The following is a 26,000-nucleotide window of genomic DNA, read 5'->3' as shown; positions in this document are numbered from 1 at the left end:
GCCTGCTGCCGGGTCGTCCGGGTCCCGCGCAGCTGGCGACTGCCGGGTGTGGGCGGCCGCCGGGGCCCCTGCTCCCCGGCGGCCGCCGCGCTCAGTTCGCCGCCACCTGCGCGAACCGCCGGGTGACGCGGGCGTCCGTGGACACCACGGGCGACTCCGTGCCCACCCAGCCCTCGCCGCCGAAGTAGCGCCGCACGATCTGCTCCGCCGTGCGGGTCGCCACGGCCTGGCTGGTCAGCGTCGGGTTGGGGCCGCCGAGCGCGTTGGCCAGCGCCGAGTTGTCGGCGACGAACAGGCGCCGCACCCAGCGGGCCTCGGCCGCGTCGTCCAGCACCGAGTCGCGTTCGGACAGTCCCATCCGCATCGACGAGTGGACGTGCAGGATCAGCGGCGGCCAGTCGATCCGGAACACCTTCCGCGCCCCGGCCGCGCGGACCACCTCGACCGCCTTGCGGGCCAGGAACTCCCGGTTCGCCACGGTGCGCGCCGAGCGCGCCCGCTGCCGCATCTCGACCTTCGCCACCGGCCCGTGCTCGTCCGCGGGCAGCGCCGACAGCGTCGCCCGGTTGTGCGGCTCGACGTCGTCGTCGGTCATGATCAGGATGTTGAACAACCGGTCCGCGCCGTGGGTCAGCACCTCCTTGAGCTCCTCGCCCATCAGCCGCCCGGTGGGGCCGTCCCACGGGCCGGTGAAACCGCGTCCGTTGCCGTACTGCCCGCGGATCCCGCTGTCGGAGAAGGTGAGCGCGAACTGCTGGATCGCCGGCGGCAGCCCGACGTTCATGATGCCGCCGCGGCCGGGGAAGTCCGCCCGCGCCGCCGACGCCGCGCCCTTGGTCGACCCGGTGTAGTCGTCGAACAGGCCGATCACCCAGTCGAAGTAGTGGTCGGTGTAGCCGCGGCCGACCCAGTCGTTGGGGTTGGGCAGCCCGCTGTTGAACCACAGCCGCGGGTTCTCGGTGCAGCCCGCGGACAGCACCACGACCCGGGCGTCCTCGGTGTGCTCCTCGCCCGTGGTGACCGAGCGCCACGACACCCCGGTCGCCACCGTCTCGCCGCCGCGCTGCTCGGACCGGATGCGGGTGACGAAGGCGTCGGTGACCAGCGAGACCGGCTTGCCGTGCGGCGACCACGCGTCGGCGGTCAGCGCCATCGGCATGTACGAGTTGTCCGCGGACCGCTTCGCCGCCATCGTGCGCGGTGCGCCCGCCGGGTGCTTGCAGCCCTGGAAGCAGTACCCGCAGAAGGTGCAGCCGGTGGCCAGCGGCCACTGCACGCGCGGGTCGTCGTGCCCGCTGAACCGGCCCGCGGTGCCGCCCGGCGGCAGGATCGCGTTCTCCTGCGGCCGGTAGGAGTCGCCGGTCGTGGTCTTCGTGGTCTGCAGCGCCATGCCGAGCTTCTCGCAGCCGCGGAAGAACACCGACTCCTTGGTGCCCATCGCCGCGGTGTGCACCGGCAGGGTGGCCTCGACCCATTCGTAGTAGGGCACCAGGTCGGCGTAGGTGAACGGGAAGAGGTGCGCGGTGTCGTAGGCGGCCGCGTCGCTCCCGTCGTACCCGGCGAACACCCCCGGGTAGGCGCGCGGCGAGTTGCCGAAGTAGTGCTGCGTGGTGCCGCCGACCCCGGCCAGCTGCCACAACAGCGAGTTCTGCGGGGTCTCGCGGAACCACGCCGGCCGGGAGCGGTCCGCCGGTCCGAACCGCATGAACCCGGTGAGCGGGTTGTTCGCGTCGTTCTCGTAGTGGGTCCAGTCGGTCTCCGGGTCGGCGTACCCGCCCGCTTCGAGGACGAGCACGTCCAGGCCGCGGCCGGCCAGTTCCTTGGCGACCACGGAGCCGCCCGCCCCGGCGCCGATGACGATGACGTCACGCATCAGACGTTCTCCACCTTCGTGCGGCCCTGGTAGTACCCGAGGAAGTCGTCCCAGCCGTGCACCACGCCGTGCGGCTGGTAGCCGGACAGCTGCCAGCCGACCGGGCGGGCGCTGATCGTCTTCGTGGCCGGGTCGAACACCGCCCACTCGCAGCTGCTGCCGTACGCGGCGAACTCCAGCACCGCGCCGGCCACGAACTGCAGGACCCCGGACACCGAGGCGCGGAGCGGCTCGGGCAGGTTCGCGTCCAGCAGCGCGACGAGCCCGGCGTGCGGGCCTTCGAGTTGTTCGAAGACGCGGCACTTGTCGGCGTAGGACAGCCGCGCGAACGGGGAGAGGAACGCGCCGCCGAGCGCGAGCGGGTTCACCTCGGTGGCGACCAGGTTCAGCAGCATCGCGATCAGCGAGGACAGCGGCAGCGTGTCGTCGTTCTCCAGCAGCGTGCGCAGGGCCGTGTCCAGTGTCCGCACGCCGCTGAGCGGCAGGTCCAGCAGCGCGGACGGCATTGGCGCGCCGGACAGCCCGGTGGCCAGGCTCTGGGTGAGCGGCGTGGCGAGCTGGTCCGGGAACGGGACGTACTCGTCGAGTGCCTTGATCAGGAAGTCGGTGGCCCTGGCCTCCAGCGCGCCCGGTTCGGTGCGTGGCGTGCCCTGGGCGCGGGAGTAGGCGTCCGGGCCCGGGCAGGTCATCACGACCAGCCCGTTGAGGGTGTCGCGCGCGAGTTCGGCGAGCACCGGGCGGAGGGCGGCGACCACGTCGGTCAGGCCCGCGGCGCGGACCGGTCGCGGTGCGGCCGTGGCGGTCCCGGGGAGCAGGCTCCCCGCGGCGACCGCGGCGCCCAGCACCCCGATCCTGGCCAGGAAGGCCCGGCGGCCGACGTCGTTGTCAGCGTGTGGCATCGATGTTCTCCTGTGGTGGGCGGCGCGTGCCCGGCGGCGGTGCCGGGATTGCGCCGGATGGCGCAATCCTCGGTGAACCGTTCACCGCAGCCCATGTCCCCGGCGACAACTCGTCACCGCGGGGTTTTGTGCCGGGGAACAAAGCGGGCGCATCTAAGCTGCCGGGGTGCCAACGGACAACTCGGGCATCGACGCCCTGGTCACCGCGCTGCTCGGCGAGCTCGACGACCTCGCCGACGCGGTTTCCGAACGCATCCGCCGCGAGGTCGTGCTCTACCAGGCCGGTGATCCGGTGCCTGTCGGGTCGCTGCGGCAGTCGGTGCGGGACAACGCCGAGCTGATCCTGCGGCAGTTCGTCAGCGAGCACGCGCCCGACCTGTCCGCGCCGTGGGCCACCGGACGCGAGCGAGCCCAGCAGGGTGCGCCGTTGCCGGAGGTGGTGCGGGCCTACCGCGTCGGGTTCGCGCACCTGTGGGACGCGCTGGTGGCCAAGGCGCGGGCGTCCGAGGTGGACGACCGGGTTCTGGTCGACTTCGCGGCGACGGTGTGGCGGCTGGTCGGGACCTACACCGACGCGATGGCCGATGCCTACCGGGACACCGCGTCGCAGATCATGCTGGAACGCGAGCACGAGCGGTCGATGCTGGTCGAGGCGCTGTTCACCGGTGTGCTCGGCAGCCAGGACACGCTGTGGGAGGCCGCGCAGACGCTGGGACTGCCGGTGGAGGGCTGCTTCGTGGTCGTGGCCGCCGAGAACCCGGAGCTGGGGAAACGCTCTCTGGTGGGCATCGAGCCGCGGCTGCGGGCGGGCGGGATCCGTTCGGCGTGGCGGCTCTCGCCCGAGGAGCACATCGGTGTGCTGGCGCTGCCGTACCCGTCGCTGGGGGAGCGGCTGCCGGACCTGCTGCGCGGCCGGGCCACCGCGCGGATCGGCCTCAGCCCCGCGTACCCGCACCTGCGGGAAACTCCGCGGGCGTTGCGGCTCGCGCGACTGGCGCTGGGCACCCTGCCGCCCGGGCAGGCCGACGTCGCGCCCTGGGACGACGCGCCGGTGGCCGTGCTGATCGCCGCCGCGCCCGGGGAGGCCGAGCGGGTCGCGAGCACGGTGTTCGGCCCGCTGCTGGACCTGCCGCTCGCCGACCGGAAGGTGCTGGTCGACACCCTCGACGCGTGGTTCGCCTGCGGCGGGTCCGCCGCCGAGGCGGGCAAGCGGCTCTACTGCCACGCCAACACGGTGCGCTACCGGTTGCGGCGGGTCGAGGAGCTCACCGGGCGCGGGCTGGGCGATCCGAAGGCGGTCGCCGAACTGGCGACGGCGCTGCAGGTCGTGCGGCTGCTGCCGGTGCGCGGCTGACGCTACGGTCGGGTGATGACCGATGACGCAGGCTCGCGTCCCGCGGCGTGGCGGGACGGGTGGACCGAGGGGCCGGACCCGCTGTTCGGCGAGCCCGGGCAGCGGACCGGGGACTACCGGACCCTGACCTACGAGGTGACCGGGCGGATCGCCCGGATCACGTTCGACCGGCCGGAGCGGGGGAACGCGATCACCGCCGACACCCCGTTCGAACTGGCCGACGCGGTGGAACGCGCCGACCTCGACCCGGGCGTGCACGTGATCCTCGTTTCCGGGCGGGGCAAGGGTTTCTGCGGCGGCTACGACCTGTCGATCTTCGCCGAGCAGGGTGCGGCGCCGGAAGGCCAGGACCGCGCCGGCACCGTGCTGGACGCGGCCGCGCAGGCACGCAACCACGACCCGTCCCGGCAGTGGGACCCGATGGCCGACTACGCGCTGATGAGCCGGTTCAACCGCGGCTACGCCAGCCTGCTGCACGCGAACAAGCCGACGGTGGCGAAGCTGCACGGGTTCTGCGTGGCGGGCGGCACGGACATCGCGCTGCACTGCGACCTGATCGTGACCGCCGACGACACCCGGATCGGCTACCCGCCCACGCGGGTGTGGGGCGTGCCCGCGACCGGGCTGTGGGCCCACCGGCTCGGCGACCAGCGCGCGAAGCGGCTGCTCTTCACCGGCGACCTCATCACCGGGCGGCAGGCCGCCGAGTGGGGGCTGGCGGTGGAGTCCGCGCCGACGGACCGGCTGGACGACGTGACCGAGGAGCTGGTCGCCAGGATCGCGCTGCTGCCGGTGAACCAGCTGATGATGGTGAAGCTCGCGCTGAACAGCGCGCTGACCACGCAAGGCATCCACAACTCGGCGATGATCAGCACCGTGTTCGACGGCATCTCCCGGCACACCCGCGAGGGCTACGCCTTCCAGGAGCGGGCGCGGAGTGAGGGTTTCCGCGCGGCGGTGCGGGAGCGGGACGAGCCGTTCGGAGATCAGAAGCGCGGGTGATCCGCGTCGCGAGCCGGGCAGGTGGGTCAGGAGCGCGGGTGCTCGTGCTGCCTGGCATGGCGGTCCTTCACCGCGACCCAGGCGACGGCGAAGGTGTCGCCCTCCGGGAGGCCCACGGCCACGTGCCCCGGGCGGGGCTCGCCCGCGACCCACAACCGCCGCCGGCGCAGCAGTTCGGCCCCGACGTCCGGTGGGCAGTGCTCGATGTGGAACCGGGCGCGGAGCCCGCCCGGGAACACCGCCCACCCGGACACCGGGCAGCCGTCGGCCTCGGTGGCCATCGTCGCGGCGGTGATCGAGGTCCACGGCCCGGCCGCGAGCAGCCGCACCACGCGCGCGACGCGAGTCCGCCACAGCGCCGTGGCCCCGACGGCGAGCAGGATCGGCGCCGCCAGCACCCACGGCAGAGCCCCGCCGACCAGGACGACGGCGGCACCTTCGAGCGCGACCCCCGCGGCGACGACGGCCGCGAACGCGACCGTGCGCAGACGCAGCCTCCGTTTCAGCGAGGACCGGGACGGGGTGCGGGTCGCGCGGGCGACCCTGAGGGTGGCGCGGGCGAACTCGTCACCCCCGGGCAGTCCGGCCAGGACCTTCCCGGGAGCGGCCGCGGTGACGTGGAGCGTGCCGGCGCGCTCGAACTCCCTGACGACCTCGCGAGGGGGATCGTGCAGCGTGAAATACGCCCGCGTGCCGTCCGGAAAGGTCACGGTTCCCGTCTCGCCGGAGCCGGCGTCGAACCGGGCGGGAAGCGCGGTTCGCGGACCGGCGAGCAGCCGGAGCGTGCGCACGGCCCGTCCCCAGCGCACCACGAGGACCACCACCAGGCCCACCGCGAGAGCGGCCACGAACGCGGCGTACAGCACGTCCGTCCCGTGCGGCGGGTGATCGATCAGTCCGATGAGGACGGCCACGACCCCGAGCAGCGCGAACGGAAGCGCGACCATCGTCCGGTTGCGGCTCGCCCGCACCCACGAGCGCGACCACGGCCGCGAGTCCCACTCACCGGTGACCCAGTTCGGCAGCCGCCGGACGAACACCAGCACCAGCGTCGCAGCGAAACCCACCGGAAGCCCCACCGCGGCGGTCGAATCCCACCCGCCGCCGGCCAGGTGCACCGCGGCGACCACGGCGAAGACCGCGAACAGCCACCACCGCGGACGCCACCCGCGTTCCTCCACCGTCTCCTCCACTCGTCTTCGCGCGCAGCCTAACCGGCCGCGCGCGGAGACGAGTGATCATTTTCCGCGGATCAGACCTCGGCCGACTCGACGTTCCGCGCCCTGGCCTTCGCGGGCCGGGTGCGCGGCCCGAAGATCGCCAGCACGACCGCGCCCACCATCCAGGTGCCCGCGATGAACAGGAACACCGCCTGGTACCCGCTGCCGTTGTACAGCGACGACACGATCAGCGGCCCCGCCGCGTTGGACAGCCGTCCGAGTCCGTACGACACGCCGGTGCCCAGGGAGCGGCCGCGGGTGTCGAACAGCTCCGGCGAGTACGCATACCCGAGTGCGGTGTAGCCGCGCTCGAACAGGTTCACCAGGAACCCGAACACGACGATCAGCAGGGGGTTGAACGTCAGCCCGTAGCACAACCCGCACAGCGCGATGACCGTGCCGAACACCACCAGGCACCACTTGCGCTCGAACCGGTCGGTGACCAGTGCGGCCAGGTACGACCCGAGCGGCGCGCCGACCGTCGTGAGCGCCACGTAGAACACCGACTTCTCGACGCTGAAACCCTCCTTGGCCAGCAGCGTCGGCGCCCAGCTCGAATACCCGAAGAACCCGATGGTCTGCGTCACCCACAGGACGGTCAGCAGCAGCGTCGGCAGCAGGTACTTCTTGCGCAGCAGCAACCGCAACGGCGCCTTGGCCACCGGGGCCTCCTCGACCGGCGGCGCCGGCTCCGGCAGCGGGCCCTTCTCCGCGGCGACCTGCGCCTCGATCTCCCGCAGCACCGCGTCGGCCTTCGCGTGGTCGCCGCGGCTTTCGTACCAGCGCGGCGATTCCTTGAGGTGCCGCGTGAACAGCACCAGCAGCACGCCGAGCGCGCCCCACAGGTACACCAGCCGCCAGGACCAGTCGTTGATCGGCACCACGGCGCTCGCGATCAGGTTGGTCACCGGCGTGCCGCAGATGCCGATCACGATCGCGTAGGCCTGGTACTTGCCGCGGTTCGCCGCCGGGTAGAGCTCGTTGACGTAGATGACCGCGACGACCGTCATCGCCGACAGCCCCGCCGAGGTCAGGACGCGGAACACGCCCAGCGACACGATGTCCCAGGAGAACACGGCCGCGAACGAGAACACGCCGAACCACACGGTGGTCAGCAGCAGCGCGTTCCTGCGGCCCCAGCGGTCGGCGATCGTGCTCGCCACGATCGACCCGAAGAACATGCCCACGAACGACAGCGAGGTCACGTACGCGACCTGGTCGACGGTCACGCCCCACAGCTTGATCAGCTTGGGCGCGGTGGTCGCGAAGCTGTTGATGTCGGCGAACTCGAAGAAGTAGGCGAACGCGACCGCGAACAGGGTCATCTTGTGGAACCGGCCGATCGGCAGGCGGTTCAACCGGTTCAGCGCGTTGGCGTGCTGCATTGCATGCCTTTCCGGGGAAGGGGGAGGCTCAGGCGGTTTCGCCGGGCCAATAGAGGCGCATCGGGTTGTCGACGAGCAGTTTCCGCTGCAGCGCGGCGGTTTCGGCGATCCGCGGGACGTGGTCGACGAGCAGACCGTCGTCGGGCATGTGGTCGATGAGGTTGGGGTGCGGCCAGTCCGTGCCCCACAGCACGCGGTCCTCGAACTCGGTCACGACGCGGCGGGCGAAGGGCACCACGTCGGTGTAGGCGTGGCGTTCGCCGTGCAGCGCCGGGGGACCGGACACGCTCAGGCGCTCCGGACAGCTCACCTTCACCCACACGTCGTTGCGCTCGACGAACCGCAGGAACCGGCCGAACTCCGGGCCGTCCACGGGTTTTCGCACGTCCGGCCGTCCCATGTGGTCGACTACGAGCGGCGCGGGCAGCGACCCGAAGAAGTCCGCCAGCTCGGGCAGGTCGGCGGCCTCGAAATAGAGCACCACGTGCCAGCCGAGCGGCGCGATCTTCCTGGCGATCGTGCTCAGCGCCTCGTGCGGGGCGGCGTCGACGAGCCGTCGCACGAAGTTGAACCGCACACCGCGCACGCCCGCCGCGTCCAGCTCGCGCAGCTCGGCGTCACTCACCTCGGGGCGGACGGTCGCGACCCCGCGGGCCCGCCCGCCGGAGGCCCGGATGGCGTCGACCATCGCGGAGTTGTCGGCGCCGTGGCAGGTGGCCTGCACGATGACGTTGCGGCTGACGCCCAGGTGGTCGCGCAGCGCGAAGAGCTGCTCCTTGCTCGCGTCGCAGGGCGTGTACTTGCGCTCCGGCGCGAACGGGAACTCCGCCTGCGGGCCGAACACGTGGCAGTGCGCGTCCACGGTGCCCGGCGGCAGCCGGAAGCGCGGGGTGGACGGGTCGGCGTGCCAGTCGAGCCAGCCCGGGGTCTTCGGCGCGGTCACCGGCCCTGGCCTTTCAGCAGCGCGTCCAGCCGGGGGTAGACCCGGCGGGCGTTGTGCTCCCTGATCGCGGCCCAGTCCTCTTCGGACAGCTTCGCCGCTTCGGCGTAGCGCCGGGTGTCGTCGAAGTGGTGGCCGGTGCGCGGGTCGACGCTGCGCACCGCGCCGATCATCTCCGAGGCGAACAGGATGTTGCGGGCCGGGACGACCTCGAAGAGCAGGTCCGACCCGGGCTGGTGGTAGACGCAGGTGTCGAAGAAGACGTTGTTCAGCACGTGCTCCTCCAGTTCCGGCTTGCCCAGCGCCATCGCCAGGCCGCGGAACCGGCCCCAGTGGTAGGGCACCGCGCCGCCGCCGTGCGGGATCACCAGCCGCAGCTGCGGGAAGTCGCGGAACAGGTCGCCCTGCACGAGCTGCATGAACGCGGTGGTGTCGGCGTTGAGGTAGTGCGCGCCGGTGGTGTGGAAGGCGGGGTTCACGCTCGTGCTCACGTGCACCATGGCCGGGATGTCGTATTCGACCATTTTCTCGTAGACCGGGTACCACGAGCGGTCGGTCAGCGGCGGGGCCGTCCAGTGGCCGCCGCTCGGGTCCGGGTTGAGGTTCAGCGCGACGGCGCCGTACTCCTCGACGCAGCGGGTGAGCTCCGGGATGCAGGTCGCCGGGTCGACGCCGGGGGACTGGGGGAGCATCGCGGCCGGGACGAACCGCTCCGGGTACAGCGTGCTGACGCGGTAGCACAGCTCGTTGCAGATCGCGGCCCACTCGGCGGAGGTCTCGAACCCGCCGATGTGGTGGGCCATGAACGACGCACGCGGGGAGAAGATCGTGAGGTCGATGCCGCGCTCGTCCATCAGCCGCAGCTGGTTGGGCTCGATCGTCTCCCGCAGCTCGTCGTCGCTGATCCGCAGGCCGGCGCGGGCCGGCGCGGGGCCGGAGCCGTCCAGCGCGGCGATCTGCTGGTCGCGCCACGCCGCGAGGGCGGGCGGGGCGGTCGTGTAGTGGCCGTGGCAGTCGATGATCAAGGTCGTTCCTCGCACGTCGTCGTTCTCTGCCCAGCACACTAACGGTCGACGAAATTGTTCACAATCTCTCCGTCAAAATTGGTGCGACGGATCTGGCTCTTGTGGAGCGGGCACGGGCTGGGTTACAGTGCGCCTTGATCTCCCGGATGCCGGCCGAGCCGCCCGCGGGATCGTCCTTCCTCTCTGCGAACCCTGAGTCCGGGTCGTCCCGTTCCGGCGCGGTCCGCGCCGTCTTCCCTTTGGAGCACCACCATGCCCTGTCACGGCATTCTCGACATCCACGGCAAGACCGCCACCCTCGGCGGCACCACTGTCCCCTTCGGATTCGTCCGGGCGCACGGCCTCCGGCGCGGCGACGAGATCCTGCTGGAGGGGCAGGAACTGATTTCCGTCAACGGCGCCGATCCCGGCGGCCGCCGTCCCGAGTTCGACCGGCTCACCCCGGTTCACCCGGACGAGCGGCTCGTGCTGGAGACCGGCCGCCACCAGCTCACCACCCGCGTGCTCGACCTCGCCGCGCCGATCGGCAAGGGGCAGCGCGCGCTCGTCGTCGCGCCGCCGCGCACCGGGAAAACCTCTGTCCTGCAAGCGATCGCGCACGGCGTCGCCACCAACCACCCGGACGTGCGTGGGAGGAGCTGGCCGCGCCGCGCACGGCCGTGGCCGCGACCAGCGATGGTGAGGTGGTGTCGTTCTCCGCGCGCTCCCGGGATGACGCGGGGGTGTTGCTGTGGCTGCACGCGCGGGAAGACCGCACCGCGGTCGACGTTCTACTGAGGCACGTCCTGGATGAGCTGCGTGAGCACCGGGTGGTGGAGGCGTTCAGCTTTGCCACCGCCCTCGGGCTCGGTCTGGAGGCGCTGCCCGTGGGCACCGGCCGGTGACCGCGCGGCGCTGGTCGAGGCCGGGTTCGTCGGCACCGATCTGTGGCGGTCCATGAGGTGCCCGCTACCGAGCTCGGCGCTTCCGAAGTGATCTTGTTCGTCGACGATGACGAGCCTGGCGGTGAGCGGGATCGGACGGCGGCCAACCGGCTCTACGACGCCAGCGGGTTCATCGAGTACCTGATCGCCGCCGCGATCCCGGGCCGGCCCTGTCCGCCGGGCAGAGCGGGGGACCTTCGGCCCTATGACGCCTCACCGGCCCGGGTGACGCTGAACTGCGGCAGGACTCCCCGACCCGAGGTCGCGGCATGGCGGAACGAGCCGGCACCACCACCAATCGCGGCGCCGGAGCGCTGGAACGCACCGGACGGCGCTGTGCGGCGCACCCCTGGCGCGTGGTGGCGGTGTGGCTGCTCGTCCTGGCCGGCGCGACGGTGGCGAACGCGCTGGCGGGCGGCATCTACAGCGACGACTTCACGCTCCCCGGGTCCGAGTCCGGCCGTGGGAGCACCGTCCTCACCGAAAACGGCGTCGTCGGCGGGTCGACGACCGCGCGGGTGGTCTTCACCGTGGACACCGGCTCCGTGGGCACCAGCGAAGCCGCCATCGAGCAGTCCGCCGCTGCGGTGCGTGCCGTGCCGCACGTGGTTTCGGTGTCGGATCCGCTCTCCCCCGCGACCACCTCGCCCGACGGGCGTACCGCGTTCGCCACCGTGCAGTTCGACGACAAGCCGGCGAATCTGGGCGAGGACCTGGTCGACAACATCGACAACGCGACGAACCCGGCCCGCGCGGCGGGGGTCGGCGTCGACTATGCCGGCACCCTCGGCGAGGCGGCCGAATCGCACGCCGGTGACCTGCGCTCGGAACTGATCGGCATCGTCGTCGCGCTGCTGGTGTTGCTGGTCGCGTTCGGCAGCGTGCTGGCCGCCGGGCTGCCGGTTCTCACCTCGATCATCGGTGTCATCACGGGTCTCGGCCTGCTCGGGCTGCTCGCCGGCTGGGTCACGTTCGCGACGGCGTCACCCACGCTGGCGATCATGATCGGCCTCGGCGTCGGCATCGACTACGCGCTGTTCCTCACGACCCGGTTCCGCCAGCGCCTCCTCGACGGCGAGGACCCGGTGACGGCGGCCGGCCGCACGGTCGCCACCAGCGGGCGGTCCATCCTCATCGCCGCGACCACCGTGGTGATCGCCTTGATGGGCCTGTTCGCCGTCGGTGTCGCCTTCATCGGCAAACTCGGGCTCGCTGCCGCCATCACCGTCGTCGTGGCCGCCATCGCCGCCACCACCCTCGTCCCCGGGCTGCTGGGCCTGGCCGGACGCCGCATCGACCGCTGGCACGTGCGGCGTCCGGTGGCCGAGCAGTCCGCCGACGGATCCGAAAGCGCCTGGCACCGGTACGCGGTCCGGATCGACCGGCACCCGTGGTGGTACCTGTGCGGCGGCGTCCTGGTCGCGGGTGTGCTGGCGATCCCGGCGTTCTCCATGCAACTCGGGCACATCGACCAGGGCGCCGACCCCGGGGAGAGCACGACACGGCTGGCTTACGACGCGCTCGGCGCCGGGTTCGGTCCCGGTGTGAACGGGCAGTTCACCGTGGTCGTCATGCCCGGTGGAACCGTCTCCCGTGACACGCTGGCGGCATCGGTGCAGCAGGCGCTCGCGACGACCCCCGGCGTCGCCTCGGCCACTCCGCTCACGGCGAGCCCGGACGGTGCCGTCCTGTTGTCGACGGTCACGCCGACGACCGGGCCGCAGGACGCCGCGACCGATGAGCTGCTGACCAGGCTCCGGACGCAGACCCTGCCGCCGGTGCTGGCGGGATCGACCTCCTACGTCACCGGCATGACCGCGGGGCAGCTCGACTTCCGCGACGTGGTGGCCGCCAAGCTGCCGCTCATCATCGGCGTCGTGGTGGCAGCGGCGTTCGTGTTGCTGCTGCTGTCCTTCCGCAGCCCGGTGCTCGCCCTCAAGGCCGCGGTGCTGAACCTGCTGTCGATCGCCGCCTCCTACGGCGTCATCGTCGCGGTGTTCCAGTGGGACTGGCTCGGGTCCGTGTTCGGGGTGCCCGAGCCGGTGCCGATCGAGTCCTACGTGCCGATGATCATGTTCGCGATCGTGTTCGGGCTGTCCATGGACTACGAGGTGTTCCTGCTCTCGCGCGTCCACGAGGCGTGGCTGCGCACGCGGGACACCCACCGGAGCGTCGCCGACGGGCTCGCGGTCACCGCACGTGTGATCACCTCGGCCGCGCTGATCATGATCTGCGTCTTCTTCGCGTTCCTGACCTCACCGAACGTGGTCATCAAGATCCTCGCGCTGGGCCTCGGCGTGAGCGTGCTGATCGACGCCACGCTCATCCGCCTGGTCATCGTCCCGGCGGCGATGTTCCTGCTCGGCAAGTACAGCTGGTGGCTGCCCGGCTGGCTGGACCGCACCCTGCCCCACCTCGAACCGGAACCCGAACTCGAAGCGGCCCGGACCTGAGGTGTGCTGTGCGACGTCTTCGGAACCGACCCGCCCCAGCTCGATCAGTTCTGGACGAACGCGAGCAGAAAGCTCCGCTGAGTCCTCGTTGGTCTTGACGACCAGGACGGATTTGCGGCCTTCGAGGCCGTCGGCGAGGTAGCCGCGGAGCACCGGCAACGCCGAGCTCCGGCTCGACCGCGCCCTCGCCGGCCACCGCGTGTACCCGGCGATCGACCTGTTCGCGTCCGGCACCCGCCGCGACGAGCTCCTGCTGTCGCCCGCGGAGCTGACGGTGATGACGGAGGTCCGGCGCGCGCTGGCGGGCCAGGACCCCCGGCGCGCCACCGGGCAGTTCCTGGAGCAGCTCCGCGCGACCCGATCGAACGCGGAGTTCGTCGCGCGGGTGTCGGCGACCCTGCCCGCGCCCGCGGCGGCCTGAGTGCGCCGCAAATGGGAGGACCTCCGGCGGGTCCGCCGCTACGCTCCGGCCCGTGAGCGCACTCTTCTGTGATCTCCCGCTGGCCGAGCGCATCGAACGCGCCGAAGCGCGGCGGATGGCCGAAGCGACCGAGAAGGCGCGGAAACGGCCCGGCTCGGCCGCGTTCGTGCTGCCCGTCGCCGGGGGAGTGGCGACGTTCGCCGAGGCCGGGTCGCCGTTGAACAAGGTCGCCGGTCTCGGGTTCGGCGGCGTGCCGGACGCGGAGTCCCTGGCGGGCGTCGAAAAGGCCTTCGCCGCGGTGGGCTGCCCGGTGCAGGTCGAGCTCGCGCACCTCGTCGATCCCGCGATCGGGGCCGCGCTCACCGCCCGCGGGTACCGGCTGGAGTCCTTCGAGAACGTGCTGGGCCGGGACCTACGGGGTGGACCGGACCGCGTCGCGCCGCCGGGCGTGGAGATCCGGCCGAGCGGCGACGACGAGTTCGCGGCCTGGCTCGACGTCGCGGCGGACGGCTTCGGCCACCCGGACGACCAGGATCCGCCGTCCGACCAGCAGTTCCCGCGCGAGGTCCTCGCGCGGGCGGTGCGCGACCTCGCTGGCGACGGCGTGCGGCGGTACACGGCGGTGTGCGACGGGGTCGTCGCCGGTGTGGCCAGCATGTGCGTGGTGGACGGCCTGGCCCAGTTCACCGGGGCCGCGACCCTGCCCGGCCACCGGCGGCGGGGCGTCCAGACCGCCCTGCTGTCCGCCCGGATCGCCGACGCGGCCGGGGCGGGCTGTGACCTCGCCGTCGTGACCACCCAGCCGGCGTCCCGATCGCAGCACAACGCGCAGCGGCAGGGGTTCGAGCTGCTGTACACCCGGGCGGTGCTGGGTAGGCTGCCCGCAGTTTCGTGAAGGGAACCGTCCAGGGCGAAGATGTTCGACTTGCTGCGCGACTTCCTGCGCGAGCAACCGAGTGGTGCGGTTCGACATCGACTCCCCGGACGTGACCGCCCTGCGCCATGATGCACCGAACCACGGCCCGATCGGCTGCGAACCGGACACCGTCCGTGCTCGCCACGACACTAACGTGGACCCTAACTTGATTTGTTCCAGACAAGTGCTCTAGGGTCTGCCGCGTGACGTCGGAGGACTTCGAGGCGCAGCTGCGGGCCGTCTCGTTGCGCGTGACCCGGCCCCGCCTGGCGGTGCTGTCCGCGCTGCGCGACAACCCGCACGTCGACACCGAGAAGGTGATCGAGCTGGTGCGTGCCGACCTCCCGACCGTCTCGCACCAGGCCGTCTACGACGTCCTGCGGGCACTCACCGACGCCGGGCTGATCCGGCGCATCCAGCCGGCCGGCGCGAACGCCCGCTACGAGTCCCGGGTGGGCGACAACCACCACCACGTCGTCTGCCGCTCCTGCGGTGCGATCGCCGATGTCGACTGCACCGTCGGCCACGCCCCCTGTCTCACCGCCTCGGACGACCACGGCTTCGTGATCGACCAGGCGGAGGTCGTCTTTTGGGGCGTGTGCCCCGACTGCTCGGCCGCCGCAGTTCCCAACGAAACCGCCAGCTCGGAAGGCAAGTAGATGAGCGACACCCAGGACAACACCCCGTCGAGCGCGCAGGGGGTGGACAAGAAGGCGGCGGCCGGGTGCCCGGTCGCGCACGACTCGGTGACCTCGCACGGCAGCGAGAGCGAGAACCCGGCCATCGACTCGCCGACCCCGAAGTCGAGCGGGCGTCCGCGGACCAACCGCGACTGGTGGCCCAACCAGCTCGACCTGTCGGTGCTGCACGCCCACGACTCCAAGAGCAACCCGCTGGGCAAGGACTTCAACTACGCCAAGGAGTTCGCCAAGCTCGACGTCGACGCCCTCAAGCGCGACATCGAGGAGGTGCTCACCACCTCGCAGGACTGGTGGCCCGCCGACTTCGGCCACTACGGCGGCCTGATGATCCGCATGAGCTGGCACTCCGCGGGCACCTACCGCATCCACGACGGCCGCGGCGGCGCCGGTGACGGCGCGCAGCGCTTCGCCCCGCTGAACAGCTGGCCGGACAACGCCAACCTGGACAAGGCGCGCCGCCTGCTGTGGCCGGTCAAGCAGAAGTACGGCCAGAAGATCTCCTGGGCCGACCTGCTCGTGCTGGCGGGCAACGTGGCACTGGAGTCGATGGGCTTCAAGACCTTCGGCTTCGGCTTCGGCCGCGAGGACGTCTGGGAGACCGAAGAGGTCTACTGGGGCCCCGAGGACGACTGGCTGGGCGACGAGCGTTACGTGACCGACTCGGAGATGGTGCCCGAGCTCGGCGCCACCGAGATGGGCCTCATCTACGTCAACCCGGAGGGCCCGCGCGGCAGCGCCGACTACATGGCGGCGGCGCACTTCATCCGCGAGACCTTCGGCCGTATGGCGATGAACGACGAGGAGACCGTCGCCCTCATCGCCGGTGGTCACACCTTCGGCAAGACCCACGGCGCGGGTGTCGCCGACGACCACGTCGGCCCCGAGCCGGAGGCCGCCCCGCTGGAGGCGCAGGGCCTCGGCTGGCTGAGCACCCACGGCAGCGGCAAGGGCCCGGACACGATCACCAGTGGCCTCGAGGTGACGTGGACCGACAAGCCGACCCAGTGGAGCAACCGCTTCTTCGAGATCCTGTTCGGCTACGAGTGGGAGCTCACCACGAGCCCCGGCGGCGCCAAGCAGTACGTGGCGAAGGACGCTCCGGAGATCATCCCGGACCCCTACGACCCGAACAAGAAGCACAAGCCGACCATGCTGACCACGGACCTGGCGCTGCGGTTCGACCCGGTCTACGGCAAGATCTCGCGCCGGTTCCTGGAGAACCCGGACGAGTTCGCGCTGGCGTTCGCCAAGGCCTGGTACAAGCTGCTGCACCGCGACATGGGCCCGGTCACCCGCTACCTCGGCCCGTGGGTTCCGGAGCCGCAGCTGTGGCAGGACCCGGTGCCTGCCGTCGACCACGAGCTCGTGGGCGAGTCGGACATCGCCGCGCTGAAGGCGAAGGTCCTGGAGTCCGGCCTGACCACCCAGCAGCTGGTCACCACCGCGTGGGCGTCGGCGGCGAGCTTCCGCTCCACTGACAAGCGCGGTGGCGCGAACGGCGCCCGCATCCGGCTCGAGCCGCAGCGCAACTGGGAGGTCAACCAGCCCGAGCAGCTCGCGCCGGTGCTGGAGAAGCTCGAGGCCATCCAGCGCGAGTTCAACGAGGCGGGCGGCGCGAAGATCTCGCTGGCCGACCTGATCGTGCTGGCCGGCTCGGCCGCCGTCGAGAAGGCCGCGCGGGACGCGGGCGTCGAGGTGACCGTGCCGTTCCACCCGGGCCGCACGGACGCCAGCCAGGAGCAGACCGACGTCGAGTCGTTCAAGGTGCTGGAGCCGCGTGCCGACGGGTTCCGCAACTACCTGCGGGCCGGGGAGAAGCTCCAGCCGGAGGTGCTGCTGGTCGACCGCGCCTACATGCTGGACCTGACCGCGCCGGAGATGACCGTCCTGGTCGGCGGCCTGCGTGCGCTGGGCGCCAACTACGGCGGCGCCAAGCACGGTGTGCTCACCGGCCGTCCGGGCGTACTCAGCAACGACTTCTTCACCAACCTGCTCGCCCCGGGCACCCGGTGGAAGGCGTCGGAGTCGGAGGAGAACGTCTACGAGATCCGCGACGTGGCGACCGACGAGCTGAAGTGGACGGCCACCCCGGTCGACCTGATCTTCGGCTCCAACTCGCAGCTGCGGGCCCTCTCGGAGGTCTACGCCAGCGACGACGCGCGCGAGAAGTTCGTCAACGACTTCGTCGCGGCCTGGACGAAGGTCATGGAACTGGACCGGTTCGACCTGGCCTGATCCAGTCTCCGCAAGGGCGAGCCCGGCTGATCCGCCTCGGATCGGCCGGGCTCGTCCCGTTGTGCCGAGGTTCGCCGGACCGGGCCGTGATGGGGGAGCCGGCCGAGGAGGCCGCCGCCGTCGCGCTGCCGGGCGGGCACGCCTCCAAGGCCGTGGTGATGGCGGCCCGCTGCGAGGCCGCCGAGTTGCCGGCCGGCCGGCTGGGGCTCGGCGCCGGGGTGCTCACCGCCCTGCGGCACGGGCTCGAGCGGTGGGGCGGCAGGGGCAACCGGCCGCGCTGGCCGCGTCCTGACCGGGCGGGGCCACGAGTACCTGCCGTTCGCGGTCGGCCTGATCGGGGATGTCCGTCCCGCGGCACAGGTCGTCCGTGACGTGGTCAGCGAGGCTGAAACGATCCTGTCCGCGCGAGGGCGGGGCCGGGCGCTGCGGCCGGCCGCGGGAGCGACCGTCCCGTCCCGGTGACGCGTGCCAGGATCGACGGCCGCATCAGGGCGGACGGCGGGTCCAGGAACGCGCTCACCCGCATGAACTGCGCCGCCACCACCGGATCCTCCTCGGCGGCGGTGAGCACCTTCGCCACGTACCGGTTGACCAGCCGCACGGGCAGCGGTCGCGGTGCCTCGACCTGCGGCAGCGTCAGGTCGCTGCCCACCGACAGCTTCCACGCCACGCCGATCGGTTTCGCCGCGGCGCGGAAGAACCGCCGGGCCAGGTGCCGATCGCCCTGGCGCAGGCAGTCCCGCAGCGCCAGCGCCTCCAGCGCGGCGACGGACATGCCCTGCCCGTAGATCGGGTTGAAGCTGCAGATCGCGTCGCCGAACACGAGCAGGCCGTCCGGGAAGCGGCGGAGCTTGTCGTAGCGGCGCCAGCGGCTCGCGGGGAAGGCGAAGGTGGCCACGTCGGACAGCGGCTCGGCCGTCCGCAGTGCCTCGATCAGGTGCGGGGGCGCGCACTGGGCGGCGAAGTCGACCATGGCGTCGTACTGGGGTGACGGGTGGTCACCGGCATAACCGGCGACGGTGAACAACCAGGTGTCGTCCTCGTAGGCGAACAGCGCCATGCCGTTGGGCCGCTCCGGGGTGGCGCCGACGACGACCAGCGTCTCCCGGACCGCGCCGGGCCGCAGCCGCACCAGGCGGCTGGTGTACCGCAGCTGCACCGGGACTTCGACCTCGGCCGGCCGCCGGTAGCCGAGCTCGGCCAGCCAGGCGGGCGTGCGCGCGCCGCGGCCGAGCGCGTCGACGACCAGGTCCGCGCTCAGGGTCTCCGCGGGGCTGCCCGGCGCCCGCCGCTGGAGGCGCACGCCGGTGACGCGGTCCCCGGCCGCGGTGGTGGTCAGGCCGCTCACGTCGCAGCCGTCGCGAAGGTCAACAGTGGACAGTCGCCGGAGCCGGTTGCGCACGTGGGTCTCGAGGAACGGCCTGCTCGGCTGGTGCATCGGCGGCAGATCCATCTCCGGCGACAGCCGGTGCCCGCCGGGGGAGAAGTGCAACCGCGAGTAGTCGGTCAGCACCGTGCCGCCGTCGGCGACGAGCTCGCCGAGCAACCCGGGGAACAACTCCTCCACGATCTCCCCGCCGCGCGGCAGCAGCGCGTGGACGTGCCGGCCCTGCGGGATGCCGCGCCGGTGCGCCACCGTCTCGTCGAGGTGGTCCCGCTCGATCACCGTCACCCGGTCGTAGAACCCGGCGAGCACGCGAGCCGCGAGCAGCCCGCCCATCCCCGCGCCCAGCACCACCGCGTGCGTCCGCTCCTGCGTCGTCATCGTCCCGCGCCTCCTCCGTGGTAGCCCGTTTCGTCCGGCCAGCGTGACCGGACCGCCGGGGCGATGCATGGAGGCGAGGTGGGGAAAGTGTGGAGACTTGGCGGTGACCGTTGTCCACACCGGACTCACCGAACTCGCGGGTTTGTTGTCCACGCGGTGCGGGCGCAACCTGGGGGAGCCCTCACGGCGAGGGCCGTGGACGGCCCCGTCGTCACCGTCCACGGCCCTCGCCCGCGGTCACTGGTACAGCGCCGCCTGGATCTTGGGGTCGTTGATGTTGCTCTTGTCGTACCAGTAGTACGCCGTGTCGATCCGCTTCGGCAGCTGCTCGCCGTTGATGGCCTTCAGCGAGGCGTCCACCAGCTGCCTGCCCATGTCCACCGGGTCCTGCGTCACGGCGCCCGCCATCAGGCCGCTGTTGATCGCGTCGATCTGGGCCTTCCCGGAGTCGAACCCGACGATCGTCAGGCCCTGCCGCCCGCTCTCCTGCACGCCCTTGATCACGCCGATCGCCGAGCCCTCGTTGGATGCGTAGATCCCCTTCAGGTCCGGGTTGGCCGCGATGATCGACTTCGTGATGTTGGCCGACTCCAGCTGGTCGCCGCCGCCGTACTGGGGCGCGAGCACCGTGATGCCGGGCGCGTTCTTCGCCATCCAGTCCAGGAACCCGTCCCGCCGGTCCTTGCCGGACAGGCTGGTCTGGTCGTGCACCACGAGCGCGACCTTGCCCTGCCCGCCGATCTGTTCGGCCAGGTGCTTGGCCGCCTCCGCCGCCGCGGCCTTGTTGTCCGTCGCCACCGTGGTGACCGGGATGTCACTGTCCACACCGGAGTCGAACGCCACCACCGGGACGTTCTGCGCCTTCGCCTGCTGGAGCAGGGGAGCGGCGGCGCGGGAGTCCAGCGCCGCGAACCCGAGCGCCTGCGGCGACTTGGCCAGCTCGTTGGTGAGCATGTTGACCTGCTGCTCGACGTCCTTCTCGGTGGCCGGGCCGACGAACGTCGTGCGCGCGCCCTTGGCGGCGGCCTCGTCCTCCGCGCCCTTCTTCACGGCCTGCCAGAACTGGTGCTGGAAGCCCTTCGACACGATGGCGATCAGCGGCCCGTTCCCGCCGCCCGCGGTGCCGCCGCCCTGGCCGCACGCGGTCATCGTCAGCGCCAGCACGGCGCCGGCGACCGCCGCGACGATCTTCTGCGTCCTCATCAAGAACTCCTTTGTTCTCTCAGGCTTCCCGTTTCCGGATCCGGTCGGTGTAGACGGCCACCAGGATCACGCAGCCGAGGATGACGTTCTGCCACTCCTGCGGGATCGACATGATCTGCAGCCCGTTGTTGAGCACCGAGATGATCAGCGCGCCGATCAGGGTGCCGATGATCGACCCCTTGCCGCCGGACAGCGACGTCCCGCCGATCACCACGGCGGCGATGGCCTGCAGCTCGTACCCCATGCCGGTCGCCGGCTGCGCGGAACCGAGCCGGGCGGAGATCATCACGCCGGCCAGGCCGGTGAACAGCCCGGCGAACGCGTAGATCCCGACCTTCCATTTGCGGACGTCGATGCCGGACAGCGCGGTCGCTTCCTCGTTGCTGCCGATCGAGTAGGTGTAGCGGCCGAGCACGGTCTTGGTCAGCAGCACCCCGGCGATGATCGCGATCGCGGCGAGGATCAGCACCGCGTTGGGCACGTTGGGGATCAGGTTGCCCGCGGAGATCTCGATGTAGCCGGGCGAGTCGCTGAAGTAGATCGGCGTGCTGTGCGACAGCACCAGCGCCAGCCCCTCGGCGACCAGCATCATCGCCAGCGTCGCGATGAACGGCGGGATCTTCAGCAGCGCCACGTTGATCCCGTTCACCAGCCCCATCAGCCCGCCGAACAGGATCGCCAGCGGCACGCCGATGCCCAGCGGCAGTCCCGAGTTCACGATGAACACGCCGGACATCACCGCGCACAACGCCATGCCGGTGCCGATGGACAGGTCGATGCCGCCGGTGATGATGACGAACGTCGTGCCGATCGCGAGCGTCCCGATCACCACCGTGGAGAACAGGATCGCGATGAAGTTGCCGTAGGAGAAGAAGAACGGGCTGACGATCGAGAAGAACGCGTAGATCACGATGAGGCTGGCGAACGCCAGCAGCTGCTGCAGCCTGCTCCTGATCGCGCCGGTCACTCCGCCGGCCCGCTGCCGCTCCGTCACCGGAGCCTTCACCGTGGTCATGACCGACCTGCCTTCTCTTCGGGGGCGAGACCGAGCTCGGCGGCGTCGGCCGGGTTTTCGTCCGGCCGCAGGGTGGCGTAGTGCATGATGTTCTCCTGGGTCGCCTCGGCGGAGTCGAGCACGCGGGTCACGCGGCCTTCGCTCATCACCACGACGCGGTGGGACATGCGCAGGATCTCCGGGAGCTCCGAGGAGATCATGATGATCGACTTGCCCTGCCCCGTGAGTTCCCGCAGCAACTGGTAGATCTCCTCCTTCGCGCCGACGTCGATGCCGCGTGTCGGCTCGTCGAAGATGAGCACGTCGCAGTCCTTGGCCAGCCACTTGGCGATGACGACCTTCTGCTGGTTGCCGCCGGAGAGGTTCTTCGTGGTCTGGTCGAGCGACGGGGTCTTGATGCGCAGCGCGCCGATGTAGCGGCCGGCGGTCGCGCGCAGCGCGCCGTCGCGCACGAACCCGGCCCTGGTGAACTGCTCCCGCAGCGCGGACAACGCGATGTTGGCCTTGACGTCCTGGTCGAGCAGGAGGCCGAACCGCTTGCGGTCCTCCGACAGGTAGCCGATGCCGAGCTTCGCGGCGTCGGCCGGGTTGCCGATGCGGACCGGCTTGCCGTGCAGGGTGACCGTGCCCGCCTCGGCCTTGTCCGCGCCGACCAGCGCCCGCGCGACCTCGGTGCGGCCGGCGCCCATCAGCCCGGCGAACCCGAGGATCTCGCCCTGCCGCAGGTCGAACGACACGTCCTTGAGCAGGTCCCGGGTGCGCAGGCCCTCGACGCGCAGCACCACTTCGCGGTCCGCGCGCACGCCCTCCGGGCGGGCTTCGGTGTCGATGGCCCGGCCCACCATCAGCGCGATGATGTCCGGCGTGGCCGCGGTGGCGATGTCGAGCGTGTCGATGTATTCGCCGTCGCGGATCACGGTGACCCGGTCGGCGATGCGCTTGATCTCCTCCATGCGGTGGGAGATGTAGATGACGCCGGTGCCCGGCCGCACGAACCGGCGGATCAGCTCGTGCAGCGTCGCCACCTCGGCGTCGTTGAGCGCGGCGGTGGGCTCGTCCATGATCAGCACGCGCGGGTCGTAGGACAGCGCCTTGGCGATCTCCACCATCTGCTGGTTGGCCACGGTCAGCTCGCCGACCACGGCCCGCGGGTCCAGCCGCAGGTGCAGCCGGTCGAGCAGGCCGGCGGCGTCGGCGTTGAGCTTGCGCTCGTCGAGCAGCAGCCGGCCGCGGCGCGGTTCCCGGCCGATGAAGATGTTCTGCGCGACGGTCAGGTGCGGCACCAGGTTGAACTCTTGGTGGATGATGCTGATGCCCAGCTCCAGCGCGTGCCGCGGCCCGGCGGGCTGGTAGGGCTCGCCGCCCAGCCGGAACCGGCCCGCGTCGGCGGTGTGGATGCCGGACAGCAGCTTCATCAGGGTGGACTTGCCCGCGCCGTTCTCGCCGACCAGCGCGAGCACCTCGCCGGAGCGCAGCTCCAGCCGCATGTCGTGCAGCGCGCGGACGCCGGGGAAGGTCTTGTCCACGCCTTCGACTTCCAGCAACGGTTCCGTCATCGTCGCGACCTCGCTCATCGCACCCGCTCCGGCGCCCCGTAGACCGCGCTCGCGGTCCCCGACAGCACCCGCGCCCGGTCCGGCGCGGGCAGTTCGCCGATCAGCGCGGACAGGACCTCCCAGGCCCGGCCGTACCCGCCGTGCGGGACGGTCATCGGCCAGTCCCCGCCGTACATCAGCCGGTCGGGCCCGAACAGCTCGACCGCCGCCTCGACCGCGGGCCGCGCGGACCCGACGGTCAGCGGCTCGCCGGGCCGCTGCAGCCCGGAGAGCTTCGCGACCGTGTTCGGGTGCGCGGCCACGGCCCGCAGTGTGGTCAGCCAGTCGCGGAATTCGGCCGGGTCCGCGGGCGGCTTGCCGAGGTGGTCGACCACGATCGTCAGCTCCGGCAGGGCGGCCGCGAGGCCGGCGACCTGGCGCAGGTGCCGCGGCCAGGCGTCGGGGACGTCGAACGGCAGGCCGCGTTCGGCGAGCAGGGCCAGCGAGCGGCGCACCGCCGGCAGGTCGAGGAAGTCCGCGCGCGGGTCGTCGTGCACCAGGTGCCGCACGCCGCGGAACGCCGGGTGCCGCTGCCACCGGTCGAGCTGGCGCCGCGCGGTGTCCGGATCGTCCAGGCGCACCCAGCCGACCACGCCGGCGACCCAGTCGTGGGCGTCGGCCTGGGCGAGCATGAACTCGGTGTCGGCCTCGGAGTCCTCGGCCTGCACCAGGACGGCCGTGGCGATCCCGGCGGCGTCCAGTTCCCGCCGCGCCTGTGCGGCGGTGAAGGTCCGGTGCAGCGGGCTGCCGGGCGGCAGCCACGCGTAGCCGCCGACGGTGAGGTCCCACAGGTGCAGGTGGGTGTCCACGACGCGCTCGGTCATGTCCGGATCAGCCCCTTGTCCCGCAGGGTGGTCCACAGGTCGGCGGGCACGGCGGCCGCGAGCCGCCGGGCGTTCTGCCGCACCTCCGCCGGGGTGGCCGCGCCGGCGACCACCGCGCGCACCGCCGGGTCCCGCAGCGGGAAGTGGAGCGCGGCGGTGGGCAGGTCGACGCCGAACTCGGCGCAGATCGCGGCGATTTCCCGTGCGGTGTCGAGAACGTCCGGGGGAGCGGTGGCGTACTCGTAGCGGCCGGCGAGCTCGGGCGTGGCGAGCAGGCCCGAGTTGAACACGCTCGCGACCGCCACGCCGATCGACCGGGCGTGGCACTCGGGCAGCACGTCGTCCAGCGCGGACTGGTCGAGCAGCGTGAACCGGCCCGCGACCATGAGCAGGTCGACGGTGCCGGTGCGGGCGGCCGCGGCGAGCGCGGCGACCGATTTCGACCCCACGCCGATCGCCTGGACGGCGCCCTCGTCGCGCAGGGCGGCGAGCGCGGGCAGGCCGGACGCCAGCGCCGGCTCGAGGTCGTGCTCCTCCGGGTCGTGCAGGTAGACGATGTCGACGGAGTCCAGTCCGAGCCGGGTCAGCGAGTCGCCGAGGCTGCGCCGCACCCCGTCGGGGGAGAAGTCCCACACCCGGCGGTGGTCGGCCGGCACGGCGAAGTGGTCCGCCTCGTCGAGCCGGTTCGCGCCGGCCGGATCCGGCACCAGGAGCCGGCCGGCCTTGGTGGACACCACGAACTCGGCGCGCGGCTTGCCGGCGAGGAAGGCGCCCAGCCGGCGTTCGGACAGGCCGAGGCCGTAGTGGGGGGCGGTGTCGAAGTGGCGGATCCCGCTGTCCCACGCGGCTTCCAGCACCGCGTGCGCCTGCTCGTCGCTCATCGGCGCGTACAGGTTGCCCAGGTTCGCGGCGCCGAGCGCGAACGGGCCCGGCACCTCAGCCATGGGCGTACTCCGCGAGCGAGGACGCGTGCATCTCGGTGCCCGCGCCGGGTGCCTTCGGTGCGAAGTAGCGTCCACTGTGGACGTCGACCGGGGTGACGAAGTGCTCGTGCAGGTGGTCGACGAACTCGATCATCCGGTCCTCGGTGGTCCCGGACACCGCGACGAAGTCGAACATCGCCAGGTGCTGCACCGCCTCGCACAGGCCGATCCCGCCGGCGTGCGGGCAGACCCGGACGCCGAACTTGGCGGCCAGCAACAGGATCGCGATGTTCTCGTTGACCCCGGCCACCCGGGTGGCGTCGAGTTGCAGCACCGACAGCGCCCCGGCCTGCAGGAGTTGTTTGAACAGCACCCGGTTGGCGCCGTGCTCACCGGTGGCGACCGGGATCGGCGCGACCGCCTTGGCGATGGCTGCGTGGCCGAGGATGTCGTCGGGGCTGGTGGGCTCCTCGATCCAGGCGAGGTCGAACGGGCGCAGCCGCTCGACCCAGGCGATCGCGTCGCCGACGTCCCAGCGCTGGTTGGCGTCCACCGCGATCCGCACGTCCGGGCCGCACACCTCGCGCGCGATCCGCAGGCGGCGCAGGTCCTCGTCGAGGTCGGCGCCCACCTTGAGCTTGATCTGGCGGAAGCCGTCGTCGACCGCCTCCCGGCACAGACGCGCGAGCTTGTCGTCGTCGTAGCCCAGCCACCCGGGCGTGGTGGTGTAGGCGGGGTAGCCCTCGCTGAGCAGCCGCGCTTCGCGTTCGGCGCGGCCGGGCTGGGCCGCGCGGAGGATCTCCAGCGCCTCGTCGCGGGTCAGCGCGTCGGTCAGGTACCGGAAGTCGAGCAGGTCGACGATCTCCTCCGGGGTGAGCGAGGACAGCAGCTGCCACAACGGTTTGCCCTCCCGTTTGGCGCGCAGGTCCCACAGCGCGTTGACGGCCGCGCCGATGGCCATGTGCATGATCCCCTTTTCGGGGCCGAGCCAGCGCAGCTGCGAATCGTGGACCAGTTCGCGCCACAGCCCGCCCAGGTCGGCGAGCGTGGCGTCCACGTCGCGGCCGAGGAGGTGGCCCTCCAGCGCGCGGAGCGCGGCGACCTGGACGTCGTTGCCGCGGCCGATGGTGAAGACGAACCCGTGGCCCTCCAGGCCGTCGCCGGCGTCGGTGACCAGCCGCAGGTAGGCGGCCGAGTAGTCCGGGTCCGGGTTCATCGCGTCGGAGCCGTCGAGCGTCTGCGACGTCGGGAACCGGACGTCGTGCGTGTGCAGGGCGACGATGCGTGCCACGGACCCACTCCCTTGTACGCCTCGGTGACGACGCCGA

The 26,000-nt window shown here is 71.8% G+C and carries 21 protein-coding genes; 8 read left to right on the top strand and 13 right to left on the bottom strand.

The window, feature by feature from the left end; translation table 11 throughout:
• Nucleotides 1-91 precede the first annotated feature (91 nt).
• Nucleotides 92-1,873 (bottom strand): GMC family oxidoreductase N-terminal domain-containing protein, encoded by a 1,782-nt coding sequence (locus tag ACCP09_RS30575; RefSeq protein WP_433752136.1) that lies wholly within the window; start codon nt 1,871-1,873, stop codon nt 92-94.
• Nucleotides 1,873-2,772, bottom strand: coding sequence for a hypothetical protein (locus tag ACCP09_RS30570; protein WP_433752134.1), 900 nt, complete (start codon nt 2,770-2,772; stop codon nt 1,873-1,875). Before ACCP09_RS30570 ends, ACCP09_RS30575 begins: the two co-directional genes overlap by 1 nt.
• Before the next feature lie 166 nt (nt 2,773-2,938).
• Between ACCP09_RS30570 and ACCP09_RS30565 the strand changes: the two genes are divergently transcribed.
• Complete coding sequence (locus ACCP09_RS30565; RefSeq protein WP_433752132.1) at nt 2,939-4,126, top strand: PucR family transcriptional regulator; 1,188 nt, start codon at nt 2,939-2,941, stop codon at nt 4,124-4,126.
• 15 nt (nt 4,127-4,141) lie between these two features.
• Nucleotides 4,142-5,128: a crotonase/enoyl-CoA hydratase family protein gene (locus ACCP09_RS30560; protein ID WP_433752130.1), complete on the top strand. Its 987-nt coding sequence runs from the start codon at nt 4,142-4,144 to the stop codon at nt 5,126-5,128.
• Between the two features lie 26 nt (nt 5,129-5,154).
• On the opposite strand, the gene ACCP09_RS30555 is transcribed toward ACCP09_RS30560, so the two are convergent.
• From ACCP09_RS30555 to ACCP09_RS30540, 4 genes are all read right to left on the bottom strand, one after another.
• On the bottom strand, nt 5,155-6,309 hold the full coding sequence (locus ACCP09_RS30555) for a hypothetical protein (RefSeq protein ID WP_433752129.1): 1,155 nt from the start codon (nt 6,307-6,309) through the stop codon (nt 5,155-5,157).
• 71 nt (nt 6,310-6,380) lie between these two features.
• A complete protein-coding gene (locus tag ACCP09_RS30550) occupies nt 6,381-7,733 on the bottom strand; it encodes an MFS transporter (protein WP_027929939.1) in 1,353 nt (450 codons plus the stop codon).
• A 28-nt stretch (nt 7,734-7,761) separates the two neighbouring features.
• Nucleotides 7,762-8,676 (bottom strand): amidohydrolase family protein, encoded by a 915-nt coding sequence (locus ACCP09_RS30545; RefSeq protein WP_433752126.1) that lies wholly within the window; start codon nt 8,674-8,676, stop codon nt 7,762-7,764.
• The gene (locus ACCP09_RS30540; protein WP_431902741.1) at nt 8,673-9,713 is read right to left on the bottom strand and encodes an amidohydrolase family protein; all 1,041 of its coding nucleotides are present in this window, start codon (nt 9,711-9,713) and stop codon (nt 8,673-8,675) included. Before ACCP09_RS30540 ends, ACCP09_RS30545 begins: the two co-directional genes overlap by 4 nt.
• Before the next feature lie 237 nt (nt 9,714-9,950).
• Between ACCP09_RS30540 and ACCP09_RS30535 the strand changes: the two genes are divergently transcribed.
• The 6 genes from ACCP09_RS30535 (at nt 9,951) to katG (ending at nt 17,347) form a co-directional block, all read left to right on the top strand.
• Nucleotides 9,951-10,475 (top strand): hypothetical protein, encoded by a 525-nt coding sequence (locus ACCP09_RS30535; protein ID WP_433752124.1) that lies wholly within the window; start codon nt 9,951-9,953, stop codon nt 10,473-10,475.
• A gap of 415 nt (nt 10,476-10,890) precedes the next feature.
• Nucleotides 10,891-13,074, top strand: a complete 2,184-nt coding sequence (locus ACCP09_RS30530) for an MMPL family transporter (RefSeq protein ID WP_433752122.1) — start codon at nt 10,891-10,893, stop codon at nt 13,072-13,074.
• A gap of 199 nt (nt 13,075-13,273) precedes the next feature.
• Nucleotides 13,274-13,495: a hypothetical protein gene (locus ACCP09_RS30525; protein ID WP_433752120.1), complete on the top strand. Its 222-nt coding sequence runs from the start codon at nt 13,274-13,276 to the stop codon at nt 13,493-13,495.
• Nucleotides 13,496-13,547: 52 nt separating this feature from the next.
• Nucleotides 13,548-14,390, top strand: a complete 843-nt coding sequence (locus ACCP09_RS30520; protein ID WP_433752118.1) for an N-acetyltransferase family protein — start codon at nt 13,548-13,550, stop codon at nt 14,388-14,390.
• Between the two features lie 224 nt (nt 14,391-14,614).
• Nucleotides 14,615-15,070, top strand: a complete 456-nt coding sequence (locus ACCP09_RS30515; protein ID WP_017982527.1) for a Fur family transcriptional regulator — start codon at nt 14,615-14,617, stop codon at nt 15,068-15,070.
• Nucleotides 15,071-17,347, top strand: a complete 2,277-nt coding sequence (gene katG / locus ACCP09_RS30510; RefSeq protein WP_433752115.1) for a catalase/peroxidase HPI — start codon at nt 15,071-15,073, stop codon at nt 17,345-17,347.
• A 376-nt stretch (nt 17,348-17,723) separates the two neighbouring features.
• On the opposite strand, the gene ACCP09_RS30505 is transcribed toward katG, so the two are convergent.
• The 7 genes from ACCP09_RS30505 to ACCP09_RS30475 all read right to left on the bottom strand — a co-directional run bounded on the left by ACCP09_RS30505 (nt 17,724) and on the right by ACCP09_RS30475 (nt 25,963).
• Nucleotides 17,724-19,112: an FAD-dependent oxidoreductase gene (locus tag ACCP09_RS30505; RefSeq protein WP_378361416.1), complete on the bottom strand. Its 1,389-nt coding sequence runs from the start codon at nt 19,110-19,112 to the stop codon at nt 17,724-17,726.
• 237 nt (nt 19,113-19,349) lie between these two features.
• Nucleotides 19,350-20,315 carry an ABC transporter substrate-binding protein gene (locus ACCP09_RS30500; protein ID WP_020419163.1) on the bottom strand — a complete coding sequence of 322 codons (966 nt, stop codon included), beginning with the start codon at nt 20,313-20,315 and terminating at the stop codon, nt 19,350-19,352.
• A 19-nt stretch (nt 20,316-20,334) separates the two neighbouring features.
• Nucleotides 20,335-21,330, bottom strand: coding sequence for an ABC transporter permease (locus tag ACCP09_RS30495; RefSeq protein WP_017982524.1), 996 nt, complete (start codon nt 21,328-21,330; stop codon nt 20,335-20,337).
• Entirely contained in the window at nt 21,327-22,904 is a 1,578-nt protein-coding gene (locus ACCP09_RS30490; RefSeq protein WP_433752112.1) for a sugar ABC transporter ATP-binding protein, read from the bottom strand. The genes ACCP09_RS30495 and ACCP09_RS30490 overlap by 4 nt, the downstream gene beginning before the upstream one ends.
• The gene (locus ACCP09_RS30485; RefSeq protein WP_433752110.1) at nt 22,901-23,749 is read right to left on the bottom strand and encodes an amidohydrolase family protein; all 849 of its coding nucleotides are present in this window, start codon (nt 23,747-23,749) and stop codon (nt 22,901-22,903) included. The genes ACCP09_RS30490 and ACCP09_RS30485 overlap by 4 nt, the downstream gene beginning before the upstream one ends.
• Entirely contained in the window at nt 23,746-24,693 is a 948-nt protein-coding gene (locus ACCP09_RS30480) for an aldo/keto reductase (RefSeq protein WP_433752108.1), read from the bottom strand. Before ACCP09_RS30480 ends, ACCP09_RS30485 begins: the two co-directional genes overlap by 4 nt.
• Nucleotides 24,686-25,963, bottom strand: coding sequence for an L-fuconate dehydratase (locus tag ACCP09_RS30475; RefSeq protein ID WP_433752106.1), 1,278 nt, complete (start codon nt 25,961-25,963; stop codon nt 24,686-24,688). Before ACCP09_RS30475 ends, ACCP09_RS30480 begins: the two co-directional genes overlap by 8 nt.
• Between the last annotated feature and the right edge of the window lie 37 nt (nt 25,964-26,000).

It is taken from the genome of Amycolatopsis sp. 3B14 (assembly GCF_050958625.1).
Classification (GTDB): Bacteria; Actinomycetota; Actinomycetes; order Mycobacteriales; family Pseudonocardiaceae; genus Amycolatopsis_E; species Amycolatopsis_E thermoflava.
Note: the sequence above shows the minus strand (reverse complement) of the source record. Positions and strands in the feature narration are given on the sequence as shown.

Bases quoted from the DNA above. Each gene is read 5' to 3' on its own strand.
- ACCP09_RS30575 (WP_433752136.1), bottom strand. From the start codon at position 1,873: ATGCGTGACGTCATCGTCATCGGCGCCGGGGCGGGCGGCTCCGTGGTC.
- ACCP09_RS30500 (WP_020419163.1), bottom strand. From the start codon at position 20,315: ATGAGGACGCAGAAGATCGTCGCGGCGGTCGCCGGCGCCGTGCTGGCG.
- ACCP09_RS30480 (WP_433752108.1), bottom strand. From the start codon at position 24,693: ATGGCTGAGGTGCCGGGCCCGTTCGCGCTCGGCGCCGCGAACCTGGGC.
- ACCP09_RS30535 (WP_433752124.1), top strand. From the start codon at position 9,951: ATGCCCTGTCACGGCATTCTCGACATCCACGGCAAGACCGCCACCCTC.
- ACCP09_RS30570 (WP_433752134.1), bottom strand. From the start codon at position 2,772: ATGCCACACGCTGACAACGACGTCGGCCGCCGGGCCTTCCTGGCCAGG.
- ACCP09_RS30495 (WP_017982524.1), bottom strand. From the start codon at position 21,330: ATGACCACGGTGAAGGCTCCGGTGACGGAGCGGCAGCGGGCCGGCGGA.
- ACCP09_RS30490 (WP_433752112.1), bottom strand. From the start codon at position 22,904: ATGAGCGAGGTCGCGACGATGACGGAACCGTTGCTGGAAGTCGAAGGC.
- ACCP09_RS30485 (WP_433752110.1), bottom strand. From the start codon at position 23,749: ATGACCGAGCGCGTCGTGGACACCCACCTGCACCTGTGGGACCTCACC.
- ACCP09_RS30560 (WP_433752130.1), top strand. From the start codon at position 4,142: ATGACCGATGACGCAGGCTCGCGTCCCGCGGCGTGGCGGGACGGGTGG.
- ACCP09_RS30550 (WP_027929939.1), bottom strand. From the start codon at position 7,733: ATGCAGCACGCCAACGCGCTGAACCGGTTGAACCGCCTGCCGATCGGC.
- ACCP09_RS30505 (WP_378361416.1), bottom strand. From the start codon at position 19,112: ATGACGACGCAGGAGCGGACGCACGCGGTGGTGCTGGGCGCGGGGATG.
- katG (WP_433752115.1), top strand. From the start codon at position 15,071: ATGAGCGACACCCAGGACAACACCCCGTCGAGCGCGCAGGGGGTGGAC.
- ACCP09_RS30530 (WP_433752122.1), top strand. From the start codon at position 10,891: ATGGCGGAACGAGCCGGCACCACCACCAATCGCGGCGCCGGAGCGCTG.